Annotated in this window: 15 protein-coding genes; 5 read left to right on the top strand and 10 right to left on the bottom strand. The window is 69.1% G+C overall.

All coding sequences use genetic code 11. The annotated features are described in order from the left end of the window. Positions 1 to 27 precede the first annotated feature (27 nt). The gene (locus tag ACFXI3_RS27900) at positions 28 to 624 is read right to left on the bottom strand and encodes a TetR/AcrR family transcriptional regulator (RefSeq protein ID WP_378403402.1); all 597 of its coding nucleotides are present in this window, start codon (positions 622 to 624) and stop codon (positions 28 to 30) included. Between the two features lie 61 nt (positions 625 to 685). On the opposite strand from ACFXI3_RS27900, the gene ACFXI3_RS27895 reads away from it, so the two are divergent. After that, the gene (locus tag ACFXI3_RS27895) at positions 686 to 1,561 is read left to right on the top strand and encodes an oxidoreductase (RefSeq protein WP_378403400.1); all 876 of its coding nucleotides are present in this window, start codon (positions 686 to 688) and stop codon (positions 1,559 to 1,561) included. A 178-nt stretch (positions 1,562 to 1,739) separates the two neighbouring features. Here the strand turns inward: ACFXI3_RS27895 and ACFXI3_RS27890 are convergent, their stop codons facing one another. Together ACFXI3_RS27890 and ACFXI3_RS27885 are read right to left on the bottom strand one after the other, a co-directional pair. Further along, a complete protein-coding gene (locus ACFXI3_RS27890; protein ID WP_378403399.1) occupies positions 1,740 to 2,600 on the bottom strand; it encodes an alpha/beta fold hydrolase in 861 nt (286 codons plus the stop codon). A 458-nt stretch (positions 2,601 to 3,058) separates the two neighbouring features. After that, on the bottom strand, positions 3,059 to 3,391 hold the full coding sequence (locus ACFXI3_RS27885; RefSeq protein WP_378403397.1) for a VOC family protein: 333 nt from the start codon (positions 3,389 to 3,391) through the stop codon (positions 3,059 to 3,061). 323 nt (positions 3,392 to 3,714) lie between these two features. On the opposite strand from ACFXI3_RS27885, the gene ACFXI3_RS27880 reads away from it, so the two are divergent. From ACFXI3_RS27880 to pntB, 4 genes are all read left to right on the top strand, one after another. Continuing rightward, a complete protein-coding gene (locus tag ACFXI3_RS27880; protein ID WP_378403440.1) occupies positions 3,715 to 5,298 on the top strand; it encodes an alkaline phosphatase family protein in 1,584 nt (527 codons plus the stop codon). Positions 5,299 to 5,718: 420 nt separating this feature from the next. Then, complete coding sequence (locus ACFXI3_RS27875; protein WP_378403395.1) at positions 5,719 to 6,357, top strand: TetR/AcrR family transcriptional regulator; 639 nt, start codon at positions 5,719 to 5,721, stop codon at positions 6,355 to 6,357. Between the two features lie 431 nt (positions 6,358 to 6,788). Next, positions 6,789 to 8,315 (top strand): Re/Si-specific NAD(P)(+) transhydrogenase subunit alpha, encoded by a 1,527-nt coding sequence (locus ACFXI3_RS27870; protein ID WP_378403393.1) that lies wholly within the window; start codon positions 6,789 to 6,791, stop codon positions 8,313 to 8,315. Between the two features lie 19 nt (positions 8,316 to 8,334). Beyond that, a complete protein-coding gene (gene pntB, locus ACFXI3_RS27865) occupies positions 8,335 to 9,753 on the top strand; it encodes a Re/Si-specific NAD(P)(+) transhydrogenase subunit beta (RefSeq protein WP_344286304.1) in 1,419 nt (472 codons plus the stop codon). Positions 9,754 to 9,807: 54 nt separating this feature from the next. On the opposite strand, the gene ACFXI3_RS27860 is transcribed toward pntB, so the two are convergent. From ACFXI3_RS27860 to ACFXI3_RS27830, 7 genes are all read right to left on the bottom strand, one after another. After that, complete coding sequence (locus ACFXI3_RS27860; RefSeq protein ID WP_378403391.1) at positions 9,808 to 10,863, bottom strand: ABC transporter substrate-binding protein; 1,056 nt, start codon at positions 10,861 to 10,863, stop codon at positions 9,808 to 9,810. Between the two features lie 95 nt (positions 10,864 to 10,958). Next, positions 10,959 to 12,116, bottom strand: a complete 1,158-nt coding sequence (locus ACFXI3_RS27855) for an NAD(P)/FAD-dependent oxidoreductase (protein WP_378403389.1) — start codon at positions 12,114 to 12,116, stop codon at positions 10,959 to 10,961. A gap of 4 nt (positions 12,117 to 12,120) precedes the next feature. Next, a complete protein-coding gene (locus ACFXI3_RS27850; protein WP_344286307.1) occupies positions 12,121 to 12,315 on the bottom strand; it encodes a ferredoxin in 195 nt (64 codons plus the stop codon). Between the two features lie 34 nt (positions 12,316 to 12,349). Beyond that, positions 12,350 to 12,571: a biotin/lipoyl-binding carrier protein gene (locus ACFXI3_RS27845; RefSeq protein ID WP_370936095.1), complete on the bottom strand. Its 222-nt coding sequence runs from the start codon at positions 12,569 to 12,571 to the stop codon at positions 12,350 to 12,352. Between the two features lie 4 nt (positions 12,572 to 12,575). Further along, positions 12,576 to 13,949, bottom strand: a complete 1,374-nt coding sequence (locus ACFXI3_RS27840; protein WP_378403386.1) for an acetyl/propionyl/methylcrotonyl-CoA carboxylase subunit alpha — start codon at positions 13,947 to 13,949, stop codon at positions 12,576 to 12,578. A 9-nt stretch (positions 13,950 to 13,958) separates the two neighbouring features. Continuing rightward, positions 13,959 to 15,488 (bottom strand): acyl-CoA carboxylase subunit beta, encoded by a 1,530-nt coding sequence (locus tag ACFXI3_RS27835; RefSeq protein WP_378403385.1) that lies wholly within the window; start codon positions 15,486 to 15,488, stop codon positions 13,959 to 13,961. Beyond that, positions 15,485 to 17,647 (bottom strand): acetate--CoA ligase family protein, encoded by a 2,163-nt coding sequence (locus ACFXI3_RS27830; protein WP_378403383.1) that lies wholly within the window; start codon positions 17,645 to 17,647, stop codon positions 15,485 to 15,487. The genes ACFXI3_RS27835 and ACFXI3_RS27830 overlap by 4 nt, the downstream gene beginning before the upstream one ends. Positions 17,648 to 17,727 lie beyond the last annotated feature (80 nt).

Raw genomic sequence — 17,727 nt, 5'->3', positions numbered from 1 at the left:
CCGCATTCGCGGGGCCGACCGGTTTTGTTATGGACGAGCGCCGCGCAGGAACTGTTCGACGGCGGTCTCGACGAGCCCGTCGAGCAATTCCGGCGGAACGAGGTCGCCGTTGCCGAGGGTCGCGATTCCTTGCAGTGTCGCGAACAACACGACCCCGATCCGCTGCGTCGGCCCGTCCTGCAGCGCGCCCTGCTCCTGGCCCTCGACGATCAGGTCGTTCATCAGCCCGAACGGCGCTTCGGCGGCCTGCACGATCCGGGACGCGCCAGGGCGATGCTTGCTGGTGTACATCAATTCGAGCAGCGCCGAGTTCTCGGTGGCGAAGCGGGTGTACGCCGTGGCTGCCGCGTGGACGCGACCCGGAAAGTCGTCCGCGGTCTTCAACGCCGTGCGCAACGCGCTGTCCAAGCGGGCGAACCCGGCTTCGGCGAGGGCGTCGAGCAACGCCTGCCGATCCGGGAAATGCCGGCGCGGCGCGGCGTGGCTGACGCCGATCTCCCTGGCGAGGTCGCGCAACGACAGCTGATCGGCTCCGTGCGCGCGCAGGCCGCGTTCGGCCGCGTCGAGCAGGGCGATGCGGAGGCTGCCGTGGTGGTAGGGGCGGTCGTCGGACTGGTCGGGCACCCGGTCAGTCTAGCAGAATGTTTCCGTTGACAACATTGTTGCCGGTGCCTACTTTGGAGGCATGGACGCTATCGCGGAAAACCAGACCGGCCGCACCGCCGTGATCACCGGTGCGAACAGCGGATTAGGCCGCGCGACAGCCGTGGCGCTGGCAGCCAAGGGCGCACGGGTGGTGCTCGCGGTGCGCAACCTGCGCAGCGGTCGCGAAGCTGCTGCGGAACTGCCCGGCGACGTCGAAGTCCGGCAGCTCGACCTCGCCGATCTGGCGTCGGTCCGCGCGTTCGCCGCGGAGTTCGCCGAGCCGATCGACCTGCTGATCAACAACGCCGGCATCATGATCCCGCCGCTGTCGCGCACGGCGGACGGGTTCGAATCGCAGTTCGGGACCAATCATCTCGGCCATTTCGCGCTCACGAACCTGCTTTTGCCGCGGATCCGGGGCCGGGTGGTGACGGTTTCGTCGAACGGGCACCGGGTGGGCGCCATCGATTTCGCCGATCTGAATTGGGAGCGCAGGCCGTATCGGGCGGTAGCGGCTTACGGGCAGTCGAAGCTCGCGAACCTGCTGTTCACCGCTGAGCTTCAGCGGCGGCTGACTGAAGTCGGCTCGCCGGTGCTGGCGACGGCGGCGCATCCTGGCACGGCGGCGACGAATCTGTTGAAGGTCGAGACGCCGGTGTTGTCCTCGTTGGCCAAGGCCGGTATTCGACTGGTGGCGCAGAATTCGGAAGAGGGGGCGCGGCCGACGCTTTATGCCGCGTTGGCGGAGGTTCCCGGGAACAGCTATGCCGGGCCTCGTGGTTTCCTGCAGAACCGCGGTGCGCCGAAACTCGTTGGGCGGTCAGCGAAAGCGCGGGACGAGGAGGTTGCGCGTCGCTTGTGGACAGTGTCTGAGGAGCTGACCGGAGTGCGGTTTCCGTTGACTGTTTCGGCTTGAGTGCGGTGCTCGGGACCGCGTTCAGCTGCCCGGGATCGCGGCGGTGGAGCGGTGCGCTGGTGCGTGATCTCGCCGGGCTTGGCTCCGGTTTCGGGCCGCTCCGTGGTCGATTCGTTGGCAGGCTTTCCGGGATCCGCATTCGTATGTTCCCGGGAGCCGTTGCCCGTTCTCACCGCGTTTACGCTGGCGCGGCTCCGGTTTCGGTGAGGAACGCGGTCAGCTCCTTGGCCAGCCGGTCGGGTTGATCCTCCGGGATCAGCGTGCCGCTGTCCGGGATTTCGACCAGTCGGCCGTCTGGGAAGAGTTCGGCGAGCCGCCGCCCGTGGTCGGCGGGCATCATCCGGTCCTGGCCCGCCCAGACGACGAGGACGGGCCGATCGAATGCCCGCAGCCGCTCGGTCCAGGCGAGCAGTTCCCGCCGCGGCGGGCTGCCGGTGGCGAATTTGACCAGGTCCCGGCGGATTTCCTTGTCCCGCAACGCCGGGGTGAACCAGCCGTCGAGAATGTCGTCCGGGATGCGGCTTTCGCACATTCCGCCGTAGGCCGCTTTGGCGTGCCGGTAGAAGGACGTCCGGGTGACTTGCGCGTGCAGCCACGGCCCGCCCGGGAGCCGGAGCAGTTTGACCGCCGGGCGCGCGGGTTTGGGCGGGAAGTTGTCGAAGGCCTCGCAGGCGACCAACGCGAGCCGTCCGACCCGGGCGACGTGCTCGGCGGGCGCCATGCCGTCGGCGACGAGGAATTGGCCGCCGCCCCAGTCGTTGAGCACGATTGTCGCGTCGTGGAGGTCGAGCGCGTCGAGGAATTCGCCGAGCAGCCGGGCGACCCCGAACTGCGTGAGATCAGCGTCGGCCCGCATCGGTGCGAGGTGGGCGCCGAGCGGAAGGGTGGGCAGGATGCTCCGGTAGCCGGTCAGCAGCGGGACGACCTTGCGCCATTGCGTGCCGGACATGGGAAACCCGTGCCCGAACACGAGCGCCGGGCCGGTGCCGCCGGTATCTGCGTAGTCGATCGGCCCGGCGGACAGTTCCACGCGCGGCATCGGCCCTCCCTCGGGTCTCGCGACTAGAGTGATCGCTCTAGCCGCGAGACTAGGCCGCTCCGGGCTGGGCGGTCAACCCGGCCTGGAGATGGGGTCTTCTGTGGGCGGCTGTGGTGACTGCTTGGTGAGCGAGGCCGCGCCACCTGGCGGTTGGACAATGCGGCTCGGTGCGGGTCTTCCGTCTTCCGGCGCTGCGGGCCTCGGCGGTCCGGAACGGGGCGCGGTCGTGTGTGGCGACCGGTCGTCGGGCGAGTCTCTGTCGTGCGGGCCTGGCGACTCGGTGTGGTGCGGGAACGCGGTCTTCGGCTGGGCGGTCGTTGCGAATGCTGCGACGAGCGAACCTGAGGCGCGCGGTGTTGCGCGGGGCCTTCGGCAGATGTGCTGCCGGAGACTTTCGCCATCCGGTCCGGAATGACCGTATTCCGCGAAGCTTGCCGAAATTGCCCCCCCAGCAGGAATCACTTCCCGATGAAGACCACGCGGTTTCCGTCCGGGTCGGTGAGCGGCAGGATGCGCGCGCCGCCTCCGGGTTGTGGGCCGTCGTGGGTGGCGCCGGCCTTCGTGGCGTGGGCGGCGGCCGCGTCGAGGTCCGTTTCCTCCAGGACGACCGTCGATTGTCCGGCTCGGGCGGGTTCGGACCACACCTGCAGTCCGAACGTGTCGCCGAGATGCCATTCGAGCAGGCCGGGCATCGGGCGGGCGTCCGGGTCGCGGTCGAACAGGGCCGCGTACCACGCCTCGGCTCGGGCGAGGTCGGAGACGGTGCACTGGGCGAGCACTCGGCGGATCATGGCCGGTCCCTTCGTAGTGGTTTTGATCTGCAAGCACTTCCAGGAGACCACAAGTGCTAGCAAGATGCAAGCACTTCGGCAGCCGGCCGCCGGGTATCCGCTCTGGTGGACGAATCAGGCGAATTGCGTCCGGTGTGCCGAAGAACGGTTTCCTTCCCGGTACGGAAATCTGTGCGGCAGTCCGGAGATAGCGTTCATCTGCTGTTTCTCCGGCGGTTTTCCCTTGTCTTTGTGCGCGGCCTGGAATACGCCGGTCGCCGTGTCGGGCGGCAGGGACGAGGAGGACTCCTGTGTCGAGAATTCGTTGGCGTGCCGTGGCAGCGATGGCCGCGGCCGGTACTGTCGCGGCGGCTGTGCCCGCGCTGGCCGCGCCGGTGCGCACCGAGCACGTGTTGTTGCTTTCGGTTGACGGCCTCCACCAGTCGGACCTGGACTGGTACACGCGCACCCATCCCGGGTCCGCGCTGGCCGCGCTCGCGGCGCACGGCACCGAGTACGCGCACGCGAACACGCCGGTGCCGTCGGATTCGTTCCCCGGCATGGTCGCGCAGGTGACCGGCGGCAACCCCGCGAGCACCGGGATCTACTACGACGCCACCTACAACCGGGCTTTGCTCCCGGCGGGCACGACGTCCTGCGCCGGCGCCAAGCCGGGGTCCACAGTGGACTACACCGAGGATCTTGACCGCAACATGAGCGCCATCGACGCCGGGCAGGGGCTGCCGAACCTGCCCGACGGCGTGCTCGCGATGACCGGAAACCCGCGTTCGCTGATCAACCCGGGCGCGTTGCCTGTTGACCCGAAGACGTGCAAACCTGTTTACCCGCACCAATATCTTCGAGTGAACACCGTGTTCGAGGTCGCACGGCAGGCCGGGTTGCGCACCGCGTGGTCGGACAAGCACCCGGCGTACGAAATGCTCAGCGGCCCGTCCGGGAGCGGCATCGACGACCTCTTCACTCCGGAGATCAACAGCAAGGCTCCCAGCTCCAGCGACTGGACGAAGGACAACTCCGCGACCCAGCGTTATGACGGCTACAAAGCCAAAGCCGTGCTGAACGAGATCGACGGCTTCGACCACAGTGGACAGACTCGCGCTGGTACGCCCGGGGTGTTCGGCATGAACTTCCAGTCCGTTTCGACCGCGCAGAAGCTTCCGCTCTCCGGCGGCCAGCCGGGCGGATACCGTCCGGACGGCACGCCAGGTCCGGTGCTGCAGTCCGCTTTGGACTTTGTCGACCGGCAGGTGGGCGCGTTCACCGCCGAACTGCGAAACCGGCACCTCGACCGTTCGACGACCGTGATCCTCTCCGCGAAACACGGCCAGTCGCCGATCGACCCGTCCGCGCTGACCCGCATCGACGACGCCCCGCTGCTCTCCGGGCTGAACGCCGCCTGGCGGGCCGCGCATCCCGGTGCGCCCGATCTGGTCGCCCAATCGACCGACGACGACGCGATGCTGCTGTGGTTCACCGACCACTCGCCGGCGGCAGCCGAGTTCGCGCGGCAGTACCTGCTGGCGCAGTCCGGTACCGGAAACGGCAGCACCGGCGCGCCGAAACCGTTCACGCACGCAGGACTGACGACGGTCTACGCCGGAGCCGACGCCGCCCGCTACTTCCAGGTGCGCCCGGGCGACCCGCGGGTGCCGGACCTGGTCGGCATCGCGCAGCACGGCGTCGTGTACACCGGCGGCCACTCGAAAATCGCCGAACACGGCGGCGCGGCGGCGGACGACCGCGCGGTCCCGCTGGTCGTCAGCGGCGGGCACGGGGCGCGGATCCCGGCGGCGGTCGAGACGACCCAGATCGCGCCGACGATCCTGCGGCTGCTGAACCTGGACCCGCGTGCGCTGCAGGCGGTGCGGGAGGAGGGAACGGCTCCGCTGCCCGGCCTCGGCCGCTGACCGAACCTCGGCCCGGTTCGCGTTCTGAGCCGGGCCGGGGTTGGCGGGAGCGGCGATTCGACGTCACGCGGAGGGGCGGGGCGAGGTTGGCGGGAGCGGCGATTCGACCTCGCGCCGAGAGTCGGGCCGAGATTGCTGGTGAGTAGCGATTCGGCGAGGTGGGTGGAGCGGCCGGATGCGCCGGAAGGTCTGCTCGGCGAGGTGGGAGATTCGCGTGCGCAGCGGGCCACCAGGCGGATCCGGTCCGCGCGACGGAACAGGCCCTCGTCGACACAGAGAACCCGTAACTCAGTCAGACGCGGCACCAACGCGAGACAGCAGCAATCCCCAGTCCCATCCCTCGGGAAACCACCGCAAGCCCGACATCAACCCTGCTCACCGGCCTATTATGAGCAAAAGCTCACCCCCGCAGGAGGCCCGATGCCCGGAAAGCGACTGCAGCCGCGCAAGGAGCCCCGCCAGATCCGGGGCGAGTTGACCCGGCAGCGCATCCTCGCGGCCGCCGCGGGGGTGTTCGCTGAGATGGGGTACGCGGCGGGCACTACGAATCGGATCGCGGAGCGGGCGAGAGTGTCGATTGGGTCGCTGTATCAGTACTACCCGAACAAAGACGCCATCCTCGTCGCGCTGGCCTCGCGGCATCTCGACGCCGGGGCGGAAACCCTGCGCCGCCACCGGGAAACGGCTGGGCCGCCGGACTCGCTGGACGTTGCGCTTCGCGAACTCGTGCACGTCGCGATCCAGAACCACCTCGACGATCCGCAGTTGTTGCGCGTGATGGCCGAACAAGCCCCGCGTTCGGCGGAGTTGCTGGAGCAGGTCGCGCGGTACGAGGAGGAGCGGGTCGCGTACGTGCGCGGCCTCCTCGAGCCGGGAGCGGACGTGTCCAATGTGGACATGGCGGCGCGGATCGTGGTGAACACCGTGGAACTGCTCGTGCACAAGATGATCGCCGGGCCGGAACCGCTCGACCTGGCCGCGTTCGAGGACGAGCTGGTGGCCATGCTGACCCGTTACGTGACGGCTGGCTCCGAGCGGAGCAGCGGGTTGCGCCATTGAGTCGGCTGACGTGCGGAAGCCGTTTGTCAAGTGGCGGACATCACTGTGGACGTCGTGATCGATCAGGCGATCGATTCCGCGGTCACAGCCAGGGCGGAGCGGCGGGCGACGCGGGAGGGAACCGCCAGGAGAGGGGCGGAGGCGGTTCAGGCGGGTAGTCGGCGGTTTCCCGGCTCGGGACGTGCGTGGCGGCCCGTGCGGCGCGGAGGCGACGCTCTTCCGGCGGGGGCCGCGATAGCCCACGGCTATGACCGTGATCTCGTCGTACTCGCCGTCGAAAAAGGGCCTCCGGTTGGCTGCCGGAGGCCCGGCGGCATGGGAGTATCCAGCGCATCTGTACCTGAAGCGGGCGAAGTCGGACCAGGTGGCGACCCAAAACGCCGTCAGGCCCGGCCGGCGGATCTTCCGCGAACGAGCGGGAAGGAGACAGCATGCTGATCGGGGTGCTCAAGGAGGCACAACCGGGGGAGACGCGCGTCGCGGCGACTCCGGAGACGGTGGGCAAGCTGCGCGGGCTGGGCTATGAGGTCACTGTGGAGCCGGGGGCGGGGCTGGCGTCGGGGTTCTTCGACGAGGCCTATGCGGACGCGGGCGCGACGTCCGGGTCGATCGCGGACGCGGACGTCGTGTTCGGGGTGAACGCTCCCTCTTCCGAGCAGTTGGACGCGGTGAAGCCGGGCGCGGCGGTGGTGAGTCTGCTGGCTCCGGCGTTGAAGCCGGAGCTGGTGGAGGATTTGGCGAAGCGGCCGATCACGGCGTTGGCGATGGACGCGGTGCCGCGGATCTCGCGGGCGCAGTCGCTGGACGTGCTGTCCTCGATGGCGAACATCGCCGGATATCGCGCGGTGGTGGAGGCGGCGCACACGTTCGGGCGGTTCTTCACCGGGCAGGTGACTGCGGCGGGCAAGGTCAACCCGGCGAAGGTCCTCGTCGTCGGCGCGGGTGTCGCGGGGTTGGCGGCGATCGGCGCGGCCGGAAGCCTCGGGGCGATCGTGCGGGCGACGGACCCGCGCCCGGAGGTCGCCGATCAGGTGAAGAGCCTGGGCGGGGAGTATCTGTCCATCGAGGACCCGAACGCCGAAGTCTCCGCCACGGGCTACGCCAAGGAAATGGGCGACGACTACAAGGCGCGCGAGGCTGAGCTGTACGCGACGCAGTGTCGCGAGGCAGACATCATCGTCACGACGGCGTTGATCCCGGGCCGTCCGGCGCCGCGGATCATCACCGGCGAGATGGTCGCGTCGATGAAGGCCGGTTCGGTCATTGTGGACATGGCCGCGGCGAACGGCGGCAACGTCGAGGGTTCGGTGGCGGGCGAGAAGGTCGTCACCGACAACGGCGTCACGATTCTCGGGTACACCGACCTCGCGGGTCGGCTTCCGGCGCAGGCATCGCAGCTCTACGGCACCAACTTGGTGAACTTGATGAAGCTGATGACGCCGGAGAAGGACGGCCAGCTGGTCGTGGACTTCGAGGACGTGGTGGTCCGGTCGATCACGGTGGTGAAGAACGGCGAGCTGACGTGGCCGCCGCCTCCGGTGCAAGTCTCCGCAGCCCCACAGAAACCCGCGGCGGCGCCGGAGAAGAAGGAAGAGGCGAAGAAGGAGCCGATGTCCTCGGGGCGTCGGCTGGGTGTGGTGCTGGGGATCGCGGCGGTGTTCCTGCTGCTGGCGGCGTTGGCTCCGGCGGCGTTGCTGCCGCATTTGACGGTGTTCGCGCTGGCGATCGTGATCGGCTATTACGTGATCGGGCATGTGCATCACGCTTTGCACACGCCGTTGATGTCGGTGACGAACGCGATTTCCGGGATCATCGTCGTGGGCGCTCTGCTGAATCTGGTCAGCGGCAACACGGTGGTCGTGGTGCTGGCGGCGGTGGCGACCTTGCTGGCGACGATCAACATTTTCGGCGGGTTCGCGGTGACGCGCCGGATGCTCGCCATGTTCTCCCGCAGCTGACCCGAGAGGCCTTCTTCAGATGACTGTGCACACTGCGAGCCAGGCCGCTTACATCGTGGCCGGGCTGTTGTTCATTCTCGCGCTGGCCGGGCTGTCCCGGCACGAAACCGCGCGAGTCGGTAACTATTTCGGCATCGCCGGGATGATCGTCGCGCTGATCGCGACCATCGCCCAAGCGGTGTCCGGGGAGATCACTGGCACCTCGATCGCGTTGATGATCATCGCGATGGTGATCGGCGCCGGGATCGGGCTGCGCCGCGCGGCGGTGGTCGAGATGACCGGCATGCCCGAGCTGATCGCCCTGCTGCATTCGTTCGTCGGTCTCGCCGCCGTTCTGGTGGGCTGGAACGGGTATCTCCAGGTGGAATGCGACCCCTCCGGCGCCGAGGCGCGGCATCTGGAAGCGCTGGGGACGTTGGGGATTCACCACGCCGAGGTGTTCATCGGCGTGTTCATCGGTGCGGTGACGTTCACCGGGTCGATCGTGGCGAACCTGAAGCTGTCGGCGAAGATGAAGTCCGCGCCGTTGATGCTGCCGGGCAAGAACTTCCTCAACCTCGGCGCGCTGGTGCTGTTCGTGGCGTTCACCGCGTGGTTCGTGGTCAGTCCGCACCTGTGGCTGCTGGTCGTGGTCACCGTGCTGGCGCTGGCGCTGGGGTGGCATCTGGTGGCCTCGATCGGCGGCGGCGACATGCCGGTGGTCGTGTCCATGCTGAACAGCTACAGCGGTTGGGCCGCGGCGGCGTCGGGCTTCCTGCTGGAGAACGACCTGCTGATCATCACCGGCGCGTTGGTGGGCTCTTCCGGTGCGTACCTGTCCTACATCATGTGCAAGGCGATGAACCGCTCGTTCATCTCCGTGATCGCGGGCGGTTTCGGCATCGAGGCCGGGCCTAGTGGCGACAAGGATTACGGCGAGCACCGGGAAATCACCGCGGAAGGCGCGGCTGAGCTCCTCACCGGTGCGTCTCGGGTGATCATCACGCCCGGGTACGGGATGGCGGTCGCGCAGGCTCAGTACGGCGTGGCGGAACTGACCCGGAAACTGCGGGACAAGGGCATCGAGGTGCGCTTCGGCATCCACCCCGTCGCCGGACGCCTCCCGGGCCACATGAACGTGCTGCTCGCCGAGGCGAAGGTTCCGTACGACATCGTGCTGGAGCTGGACGAGATCAACGACGATTTCGCCGACACCGACGTGGTGCTGGTGATCGGCGCGAACGACACGGTCAACCCGGCTGCGGCCGAGGACCCGGGCAGCCCGATCGCGGGCATGCCGGTGCTGACGGTGTGGGAAGCGGAGAATGTGATCGTGTTCAAGCGGTCCATGGCCTCCGGCTACGCGGGCGTGCAGAACCCGCTGTTCTTCCGGGAGAACTCGGCGATGCTCTTCGGCGACGCCAAGGACCGGGTCAACGACATCCTCTCCGCACTGTGACGAAAAGGGCGCCTTGAGGGAATTCCTCAAGGCGCCCTTTCGCAGACCGCGGAGTCAGGCCCGGGCGAAGTCCGCGACCAACGTTTCGTACGCGACCTGCCCGGCGGACACCGCGCCGGTCTGGACCGCGACCTTGATCATCAGGTCGATCGCCTCCTTGGTCACCTTCCACTGCGGCTGCAGCTTCGGCACGACGACTTCGGCGAAGTGCTGGATGTACTGCTTCGAGACGGCCAGGCCTTTCCCGTCGAAGCTGTCGGTGTTGAGCAGGTCCGCGGCCTGGTCCCGGTTGGCCAGGATCCAGTCCTTGGCCGCCCATTGCGCCGCCAGCCAGGCTTGGCACGCGTCCGCGTGGGACTTCGCGTAGTCCTCGCGGGCGATCAGCACGTCGACCTGCTGTTTGCTCAGCAGGTCCGGCACCCCGGCGGCGGCGAAATCGATCAGGACCCGGCCGCCGGTCTGCTCGGCCATCAGCCGCGCGGTGGCGAAGGTGATGCCGACGTACGCGTCGATCTTGCCCGCGTTCATCTGCGCGATCGCGGGCGTCGTCTGGCCGACCGCGAGCGGGGTGACGTCGCCGTCGGAGAGGCCGGCCTGGCGCAGCGCGAGCCGCAGCTGCTTGTCCGCGCCCGCGCCGATCGCGGTGACGCCGATCGTTTTTCCCTTCAGCGCGGCCATTTTGTCCGCGAAACTCGCCGAGGCGGACGGCCACGAGCCCTTGCCGACGACGATCGAGTACGTCGTCTCAGGGATCCGCATGCCGATGATCACCGGCCGCTCGCCGGGCCGCGAGTTGGCGAACGTCGCCATCGTGAGCAGCGTGTCCTGCATCTGCCCGTCGATCTGGCCCGCCGTCTGCAACTGCATGCCCTGCACGCCGCTGGACGGGTGCAGGAACTTCGGGACCTGGAGGTTGTACTTGCCGAACTGCTTCTGGTCGAGGTTGACCGCGTCGATGAAGTAGTTGTCGCCGGGAGCGGTGGCGACGCGGAACGGGGTCGGCCGCGCGGCCGCGCCCTTGGCGTCGCCGGTGGTGGCCGACGAGGGGCCGTCGCCGCAGGCGGTGAGCAGACCGCCGGCGCCGGCGGCGAGCAGGGAAGCCCCGGCCATTCGGAGCACGGTGCGACGGCTGGCGGGAGCCGATTCTGGGAAACGCATGGCGGGGTTTTCCTTTCTCTGGCAACGCGGGGCTGCGACGGAGGAGGTCAGGAGGCGGCTAGTTCGCGCCGCATGGCCAGGTGTTCGCGGGGCATCCCGACCGTCACGCCGCCGACGAACCGGTCGCCGAGGAAGGACCGCACGGCGAAGGCCGCGTCGGACGGGCCCGCGACGAATTCGGTGCGGTCGTGGTCGGCGCGCGGCGCGCCGGCCATCTGCACCTTCACCCCGGCCTGGTCGGTCCAGAACCAGGGCACCGGGCGGTACGGGGCGTCGCGGCCGGTGATCTGCTTGGCGACGTGCAGCGCCGAGTCCATGGCGTGCTGGACGGACGTGAGCCGGACCGGGCGGCCGGCCAAGGGGAACCGGACGCAATCGCCGATGGCGCTGATGTGCGGGTCCGAGGTGCGCTGCCGGGTGTCGGCGACGACGCCGTCGTCCACTTTCAGGCCGGCATGCGCGGCCAGTTCGGTGCACGGGACCGAGCCGATGCCGACGACCACGACGTCTGCGGCGATCTCGGACCCGTCATCGGTGGTCACGGAGGCGAGCCGGTCGCCGTCGGTCGTGAACGCGACCACGGAGCGGCCGAGCCGGAACTGGACGCCGCGGGCGCGGTGCCGGTCCAGCAGAAAATCGCTGACCTGCGCCGGGACCGCGTGCGCGAGGATCGACGGCAGTTGCTCCACGACAGTGACCGCGCACCCCAGATCGGCGGCGGCGCTCGCGATCTCCAAGCCGATGAAACCGCCACCCGCCAGCAGCATCGACCGGCCTTCGCGCAGCTGTTCGCCCAGTGCCGCCGAGGAGTCCCGGTCGTGCAGGTGGAAGACGTTGCGCAGGTGCGCCAGATCGGTGATCCGGCGCGGCCGGGAGCCGGTGGCCAGCACGAGATGGTCGTAGCGCACGGTTTCGCCGGAGCGCAGGCTGAGTGTCTGGTTCGGACGGTCCACAGTGGTCACCGGATCGCCGAGGACGAGCCGGGTGTCCAGAGTGGAATAGTGCGCCGCGTCGTGGAAGTCGATGTGCGCCGGATCCGGGTCGCGGAGGAACGTTTTCGACAGCGGCGGCCGTTGATACGGCAGCGAGGGCTCGGCGCTGACGAGGGTGAGGTCGCCGTCGTAGCCGAGCCGGCGCAGGGAGGCGGCGGTGTGCACGCCGCCCTGCCCGGCGCCGGCGATCACGACGCGGCGGATCGGGGGCACGGTCTCAGCGCCCGACGATCTCGATGGCCGCGGTGGGGCAGGAGAACACGGCCTCCTCGACGTCCCCGGCCGCGTCGTCGCCTGCCTCGTCGGCCAGCAGGACCACGATGCCGTCGTCGTCCTGGTCGAAGAATTCCGGCGCGGCCAGGACACACTGCCCGGAGCCACAGCATTTGCCCGCGTCCACGGTGAGCTTCATTGCCCGCCCTTTCCCTGCGATGGTGGGGTTTTCCTTACGGCTCTTCGATGTCCACGAGCGGATCGCCCGCCTGCACCGTCGCCCCTTCCGCGACGTGCACGGCGGTCACCGACCCGGCGTATTCGGCCAGTACCGGGATTTCCATTTTCATCGATTCGAGCACCACCACGGTGGTGTCGGGCTCGACCGCGTCGCCCGCGGCGACCAGGACTTTCCAGACGCTGGCGCCCATGTCGGCGTTGATGGTTTCGGGCACAGTGCTACCTCCGTGTCGACGCCGCGGGGCGGCTGGTGACGGCCGCGACGATGCCGGTGTCGTATCCGCCGCCGGTGAATTCCGGCCGGTCCACCAGGTCGCGCAAGAACGGCAGATTGGTGCGAAGCGGTCCGACCGCGAATCCGTCGAGTGCTTCTCTCGCGCGTTCGAGCGCTGCTTCCCGGTTCTCGCCGAAGACACAGATCTTGGCGATCAGCGAGTCGAAATGCGGGGTGACCGCGAGACCGGCCCGGTAGCCGGAATCGATGCGGATGCCGTCGCCGCAAGGTTCTTCCCATTCCTCGATCGGGCCGGGGCTCGGGAAGAACCGGACCGGATCCTCGGCGCAGAGCCGGAATTCGATCGCGTGCCCGTGCTGCCGCGGTGCGAAGCCGGGCGTGACAGTGCCGATCGCGGCGATGCTCAGCTGCTGCTCGACCAGGTCGACGCCGTGGATCAGCTCGGTCACCGGGTGCTCGACCTGGATCCGGGTGTTCATCTCCAGGAAGACGAACTCCTGCGTCCGGGCGTCCACCAAGAACTCGACTGTGCCCGCGTTGCGATAGCCGACCGCGCTGGCCGCATTGACCGCCGCGTCGTGCAATCGTTGCCGCACAACGGGGTCGAGACCGAGCGCGGGTGCTTCCTCCACTAGTTTCTGGTTGCGGCGCTGCACCGAACAGTCGCGCTCGCCGAGTGTCAGGATCGTGCCGTCGGCGAGGCCCAGCACCTGGACCTCGATGTGCCGGGCCGATTCAACGAACCGTTCGAGGAACACCCGGTCGGAGCCGAAGCTGCGGGCCGCGATCGCTTGCGTGCGCGCGAATTCCTTGCGCACGGCGTCGGCGTCGCGGGCGATGGTCATGCCGATGCCGCCTCCGCCGCCGGAAGCCTTGACCATGACCGGGTAGCCGATCCGCTCGGCCTCGCGGACCGCTTCGTCCACATCGGACAACGCCGCCCCGGCCCCGCCGCTGACCGGAACCCCGGCGGCAGCGACCCGATTGCGTGCTTCGACTTTGTCGCCCATCGCGGTGATCGCGTCGGGGGACGGGCCGACCCAGGTCAGTCCGGCCGCTTCGACAGCGCGGGCGAAGTCGGCGTTCTCAGCGAGGAAACCGTAGCCGGGGTGGACCGCGTCGGCACCGGTTTCCGTTGCCACGCGGACGATCTGCTCGATGTCGAGGTAAGCCGCGACAGGCGGTTCGCCGGTGATCTCCCGGGCGAGATCGGCTTCGGCGACCCCGGGGAGCCCGGCGTCGACCTGGTGGTGGACGGCGACTGTTTCGACGCCGAGCCGCCGCGCGGTGGCGATGATCCGGCGGGCGATTTCGCCGCGGTTGGCGACGAGAAGCCGCCGGGGGAAGGGCTGGTTCATCCGATCCGCCTAGTAGCTCGTGGGCCAGGTGCTGAGAAGGTGCTCGCCGACGCCGCCGGTGCGGCTCAGCGCGTTGTCTTCGAGTGCGCCGAGGATGAACTCGCGGGTGTCGGCCGGATCGATGACGTCCTGCACGCCGTACACGCGGGCGACGTCGTACCCGGTCGAGTCCTTGGCCATTTCGGCCAGCCGGCGTTCGTAGAGTTCCGGGTCGGTCGCCTGGTCGATCCCGTGCACCACGCCGACCGCCGAGCGCGGGTCCATGAAGCTGACTTCGGCGGTCCACCACGCGGCCATCGCGTCGGTCGTCCACGCGCCGCCCATGTTCACGTAGCCCTGGCCGTAGTTCTTGCGCAGCATCACCGTCACCTTCGGCACGGTCGCCAGGGACAGGGCGTTCATCCAGTTGATGACCTTGCCGACGATGCCGCCGCGCTCCCCGTCCAGCCCGATGAGGAAGCCCGGCTGATCGACCAGGAACACCAGCGGGATGTTGTAGGAATCGCACAGCACGATGAAGCTCGTCGCCTTGGCGCACGCCGCCGCGTCGATCGCGCCGCCCTTGAACATCGGGTTGTTCGCGATGATCCCGACCGACTGGCCGTTGATCCGGCACAGCGAGGTGACCAGCGACTTCCCGTAGCGTTCCTTGATCGGGAACACGCTGCCGAGGTCCGCGACCACCTCGATGACCTTGCGCACGTCGTAGACCTTCGTGCGCTCCGGAGGGACGATCGAGTGCAGTTGCGCGCCGCGTCCGGCCGAGCCCGCGGGCACCGGCGCGACCGGCGGCGCTTCGCCGTTGTGCGCGGGCAGGTAGCTCAGGAACCGGCGCAGCAGGTCGATCGCTTCCTCGTCGGTGCCGGCGACCGCGTCGGCGAACCCGGTGATCTCGGAATGCAGTTTCCAGCCGCCGAGATCCTGGCCGTCGACCTGCTGCCCGGTCGCTCGGCTCACGAGCTGCGGGCTCGACACCGCCATGACCGCGCCCTTGCGCAGCACCGCGAAATCCGAACTGACGGTGTGCCACGCGGCTGAGCCGAACGAGTAGCCGAAGGCGGCCGAGACCCACGGATTGGTGCGGCGGCGGAGAAACCGGGTGCGATCGTTGGCGTTGCCGAGCCCGGTGCCGCCCATGACGTCGGGCATCCGCACGCCGGTGGATTCGGCGAGGTAGACCAGCGGGATTCCGGTGCGGGCGGTGAGCTCCTTGAGGTGGCCCATTTTCTTGTTGCTGACCGCGCCGGACGACGCGCCCTTCACAGTGAAGTCGTAGGCGATCACTCCGGCGCGGCGGCCTTCGACGCGACCGGTGCCGGTGACCTTGCCGTCGGCGGGAGTCACGTGCTGATCCGCGTCGACGTTCGAGGTGGCGAAGAGTCCCGTCTCGCGGAAGGAATCCTCGTCGAAGAGGCGGGCGACGCGTTCGCGGGCGTTCAGTTCGCCGCGTTCGGCCCGGGCGGCGAGTTTGCGTTCTCCGCCCATGCCGAGGGCGTGCGCGCGGCGTTCTTTGTGGCGGAGTTCGTAGTCGATGGTCATGGCTGGCCTTTCCGGTCGTTCAGGCGGCGTTCCTGGAAGTCGAGCAGCGAACGGGCGACCCGTCCGGCTTCCTCGACGGTGCCGAACACCGGCAGGCCGAGCCGGTGCGCCTGGCGGGTGTAACCGGCGATCGCGTCGGCCATGTCCGCGCGGCCGTCGCCCTTGAGCACGAGGAACTGCTGCGTGCCGGCGGGCAGTCCGGCGATGCCGCGGATGATCGTGCCGGTGACGTCGCCGTGAGTATCGGCGAGATTTCGCTGGATGATGCCGACGTTGAGGTGCGTGATGAGGACCGCGGGCGGTGCCTCGTCGAGGACGAGGGACAGCAGCCGTCCGGCGATCGCGCCGCCGTCCACCGCGAGCGTGCCCGCCGGGGTGTCGATCGGGTTGGCCAGCCCGTTGCCGGGCGGGAGCCCGAGAGCTTCGATCTGCGCGACGACGTGGGCCGGCAGCGGCGGGACGGAGAATCCGTAGCGGGCCAACGCATCCGTCGCCAGCACGCTCGCGCCGCCGCCGTTGCCGAACAGGACCGCGTCGCGCGTGGCGGGCGGCGGTCCGTCCAGCCGGACGGTGTCGAAAGCCAGCAGTACGTCGAGGAATTCTTCCAAGGATTCGGTCAGCGCGATTCCGGCCTGACGGCACAATGCGGGCCACAGCTGGTGGTTTCCGGTGAGCGCGCCAGTGTGGCTGGTCGCCGCGCGCGAACCGGCCGCGGTGCGTCCGCCGGCGAGCAGCACGATCGGCTTGCTGATTCCCCGCCGCGCCAGCAGGTCCAGGATTTCCCGGCCGGCCGCGAGCGATTCCAGGTACAGGCCGACGACCTCGACGTCCGGTTCGCCCAGTAGGTGCTCGACCAGTTCCGCGGCGTCCACATCGGACGAATTGCCGATGCTGGTGACGCTGTGGAACGCGAGGTCGCGCGCCGCGCCGAGACGGAGGATGTCGACGCTCAGGCCGCCGCTTTGCGACACCACCGCGATCCCGCCGGGGGACAGCGGCGGTTCCGGGATGAAGCTGATCCGAGCGGCGGAACTGTGCAGGCCGAGGCAGTTCGGGCCGAGCAGCCGGGTGCCTTGGGCGGACATCCGGGCGACGAGGTCGTTTTCGAGTTCGACGCCTTCGGGGACCTCGCCGAAACCGCTGCTGACGACCTGGGCGAACGCGAGCGCCCCGGGTTCGGCGGCCAGCGCGTCGGGGACGATTTTCGCGGGGAGGGCGACGAAGGCGTAGTCGACGGGCTGGCCGGTTTCTCGCAGCGACGGGAAGGCGGGCAGTCCCTCGATCTCGGTGGCGGAGGGGTGGATCGGCAGGACGGTGCCGTCGAAGCCGGAACGCCGCAGGCCGGTCAGATACCGGTTGGCGAGGTTCGTGCCGGTCGCGCTCGCTCCCAGTACGGCGATCGCGCGCGGGCGGAACAGGCGTTCGAAGTCGGTGCGCGCGGTGCGGGTCTCGCCGAGGGGTGTTTCGTCTATTTCGGACAGGACCAGCCGGGCGTCGACGGCGACGGCCTGGTCGGCGGTCACGATGACCGGGTTCAGGTCGACCTCGACGACCTCCGGCGGCAGCGAGGCGAGCAAGCCGTTGACCCGCAGGACCAGGTCCACCAGCGCGTCGAGGTCGGCAGCGGTTCCGCCACGCGCACCGCGAAGCAGCGCCGCGCCCTTCAATTCGGACAGCATCGCGTGGACGTCCGCGGCGGTCAGCGGGGCGATGCCGAAGGCGACGTCGGCGAACACCTCGACAAAGATGCCGCCGAGGCCGAGCATCACCACCCAGCCGACGCCGGGCGTCCGCACCGCACCGACGATCACCTCGTGGCCCGCGCCGGCCTTTTCCTCGACCAGGAACCGGTCGATCCGGTGACCGTGCGCGGCGAGCGCGGCGGTCATCGCGGCGGCTTCGGCGGGCAGGTCGTCGCGGGAGAGCCCGATTCGGACACCGCCCGCGTCGGACTTGTGCACCAGCGTCGGCGACACCGCCTTGAGGACCAGATCGCCGTCCAGCCCCCGCGCGGCGATCAGCGGATCAGCGTGGGCGCTGCCGCGCGGCACGGTGATTCCGGCGTCGCGCAGCAGGTCCTTGGCTTCGGGCTCGGGGACGACCGGGGCGCCGGCGGCGGCCAGCCCGGCGATCGCGGTCCGGGTCGCGTTCTCGGTCAAGCGTCTTCCCTTCGTTCGTGCCCGGCGGCCGGGTCGGAAGCACGGCTCGTGGTGCGGCGAGTGTGGCCGGTCGCGGCGGG

It is taken from the genome of Amycolatopsis sp. NPDC059235, from assembly GCF_042754125.1.
Lineage (GTDB): Bacteria > Actinomycetota > Actinomycetes > Mycobacteriales > Pseudonocardiaceae > Amycolatopsis > Amycolatopsis albidoflava.
This window is presented reverse-complemented; position numbering and strand designations above follow the sequence as displayed.

Coding starts and splice junctions, on each gene's coding strand:
- ACFXI3_RS27880 (WP_378403440.1), top strand. CDS start 3,715: ATGGCCGCGGCCGGTACTGTCGCGGCGGCTGTGCCCGCGCTGGCCGCG.
- ACFXI3_RS27885 (WP_378403397.1), bottom strand. CDS start 3,391: ATGATCCGCCGAGTGCTCGCCCAGTGCACCGTCTCCGACCTCGCCCGA.
- ACFXI3_RS27840 (WP_378403386.1), bottom strand. CDS start 13,949: ATGAACCAGCCCTTCCCCCGGCGGCTTCTCGTCGCCAACCGCGGCGAA.
- ACFXI3_RS27870 (WP_378403393.1), top strand. CDS start 6,789: ATGCTGATCGGGGTGCTCAAGGAGGCACAACCGGGGGAGACGCGCGTC.
- pntB (WP_344286304.1), top strand. CDS start 8,335: ATGACTGTGCACACTGCGAGCCAGGCCGCTTACATCGTGGCCGGGCTG.
- ACFXI3_RS27850 (WP_344286307.1), bottom strand. CDS start 12,315: ATGAAGCTCACCGTGGACGCGGGCAAATGCTGTGGCTCCGGGCAGTGT.
- ACFXI3_RS27890 (WP_378403399.1), bottom strand. CDS start 2,600: ATGCCGCGCGTGGAACTGTCCGCCGGGCCGATCGACTACGCAGATACC.
- ACFXI3_RS27835 (WP_378403385.1), bottom strand. CDS start 15,488: ATGACCATCGACTACGAACTCCGCCACAAAGAACGCCGCGCGCACGCC.
- ACFXI3_RS27875 (WP_378403395.1), top strand. CDS start 5,719: ATGCCCGGAAAGCGACTGCAGCCGCGCAAGGAGCCCCGCCAGATCCGG.
- ACFXI3_RS27860 (WP_378403391.1), bottom strand. CDS start 10,863: ATGGCCGGGGCTTCCCTGCTCGCCGCCGGCGCCGGCGGTCTGCTCACC.
- ACFXI3_RS27895 (WP_378403400.1), top strand. CDS start 686: ATGGACGCTATCGCGGAAAACCAGACCGGCCGCACCGCCGTGATCACC.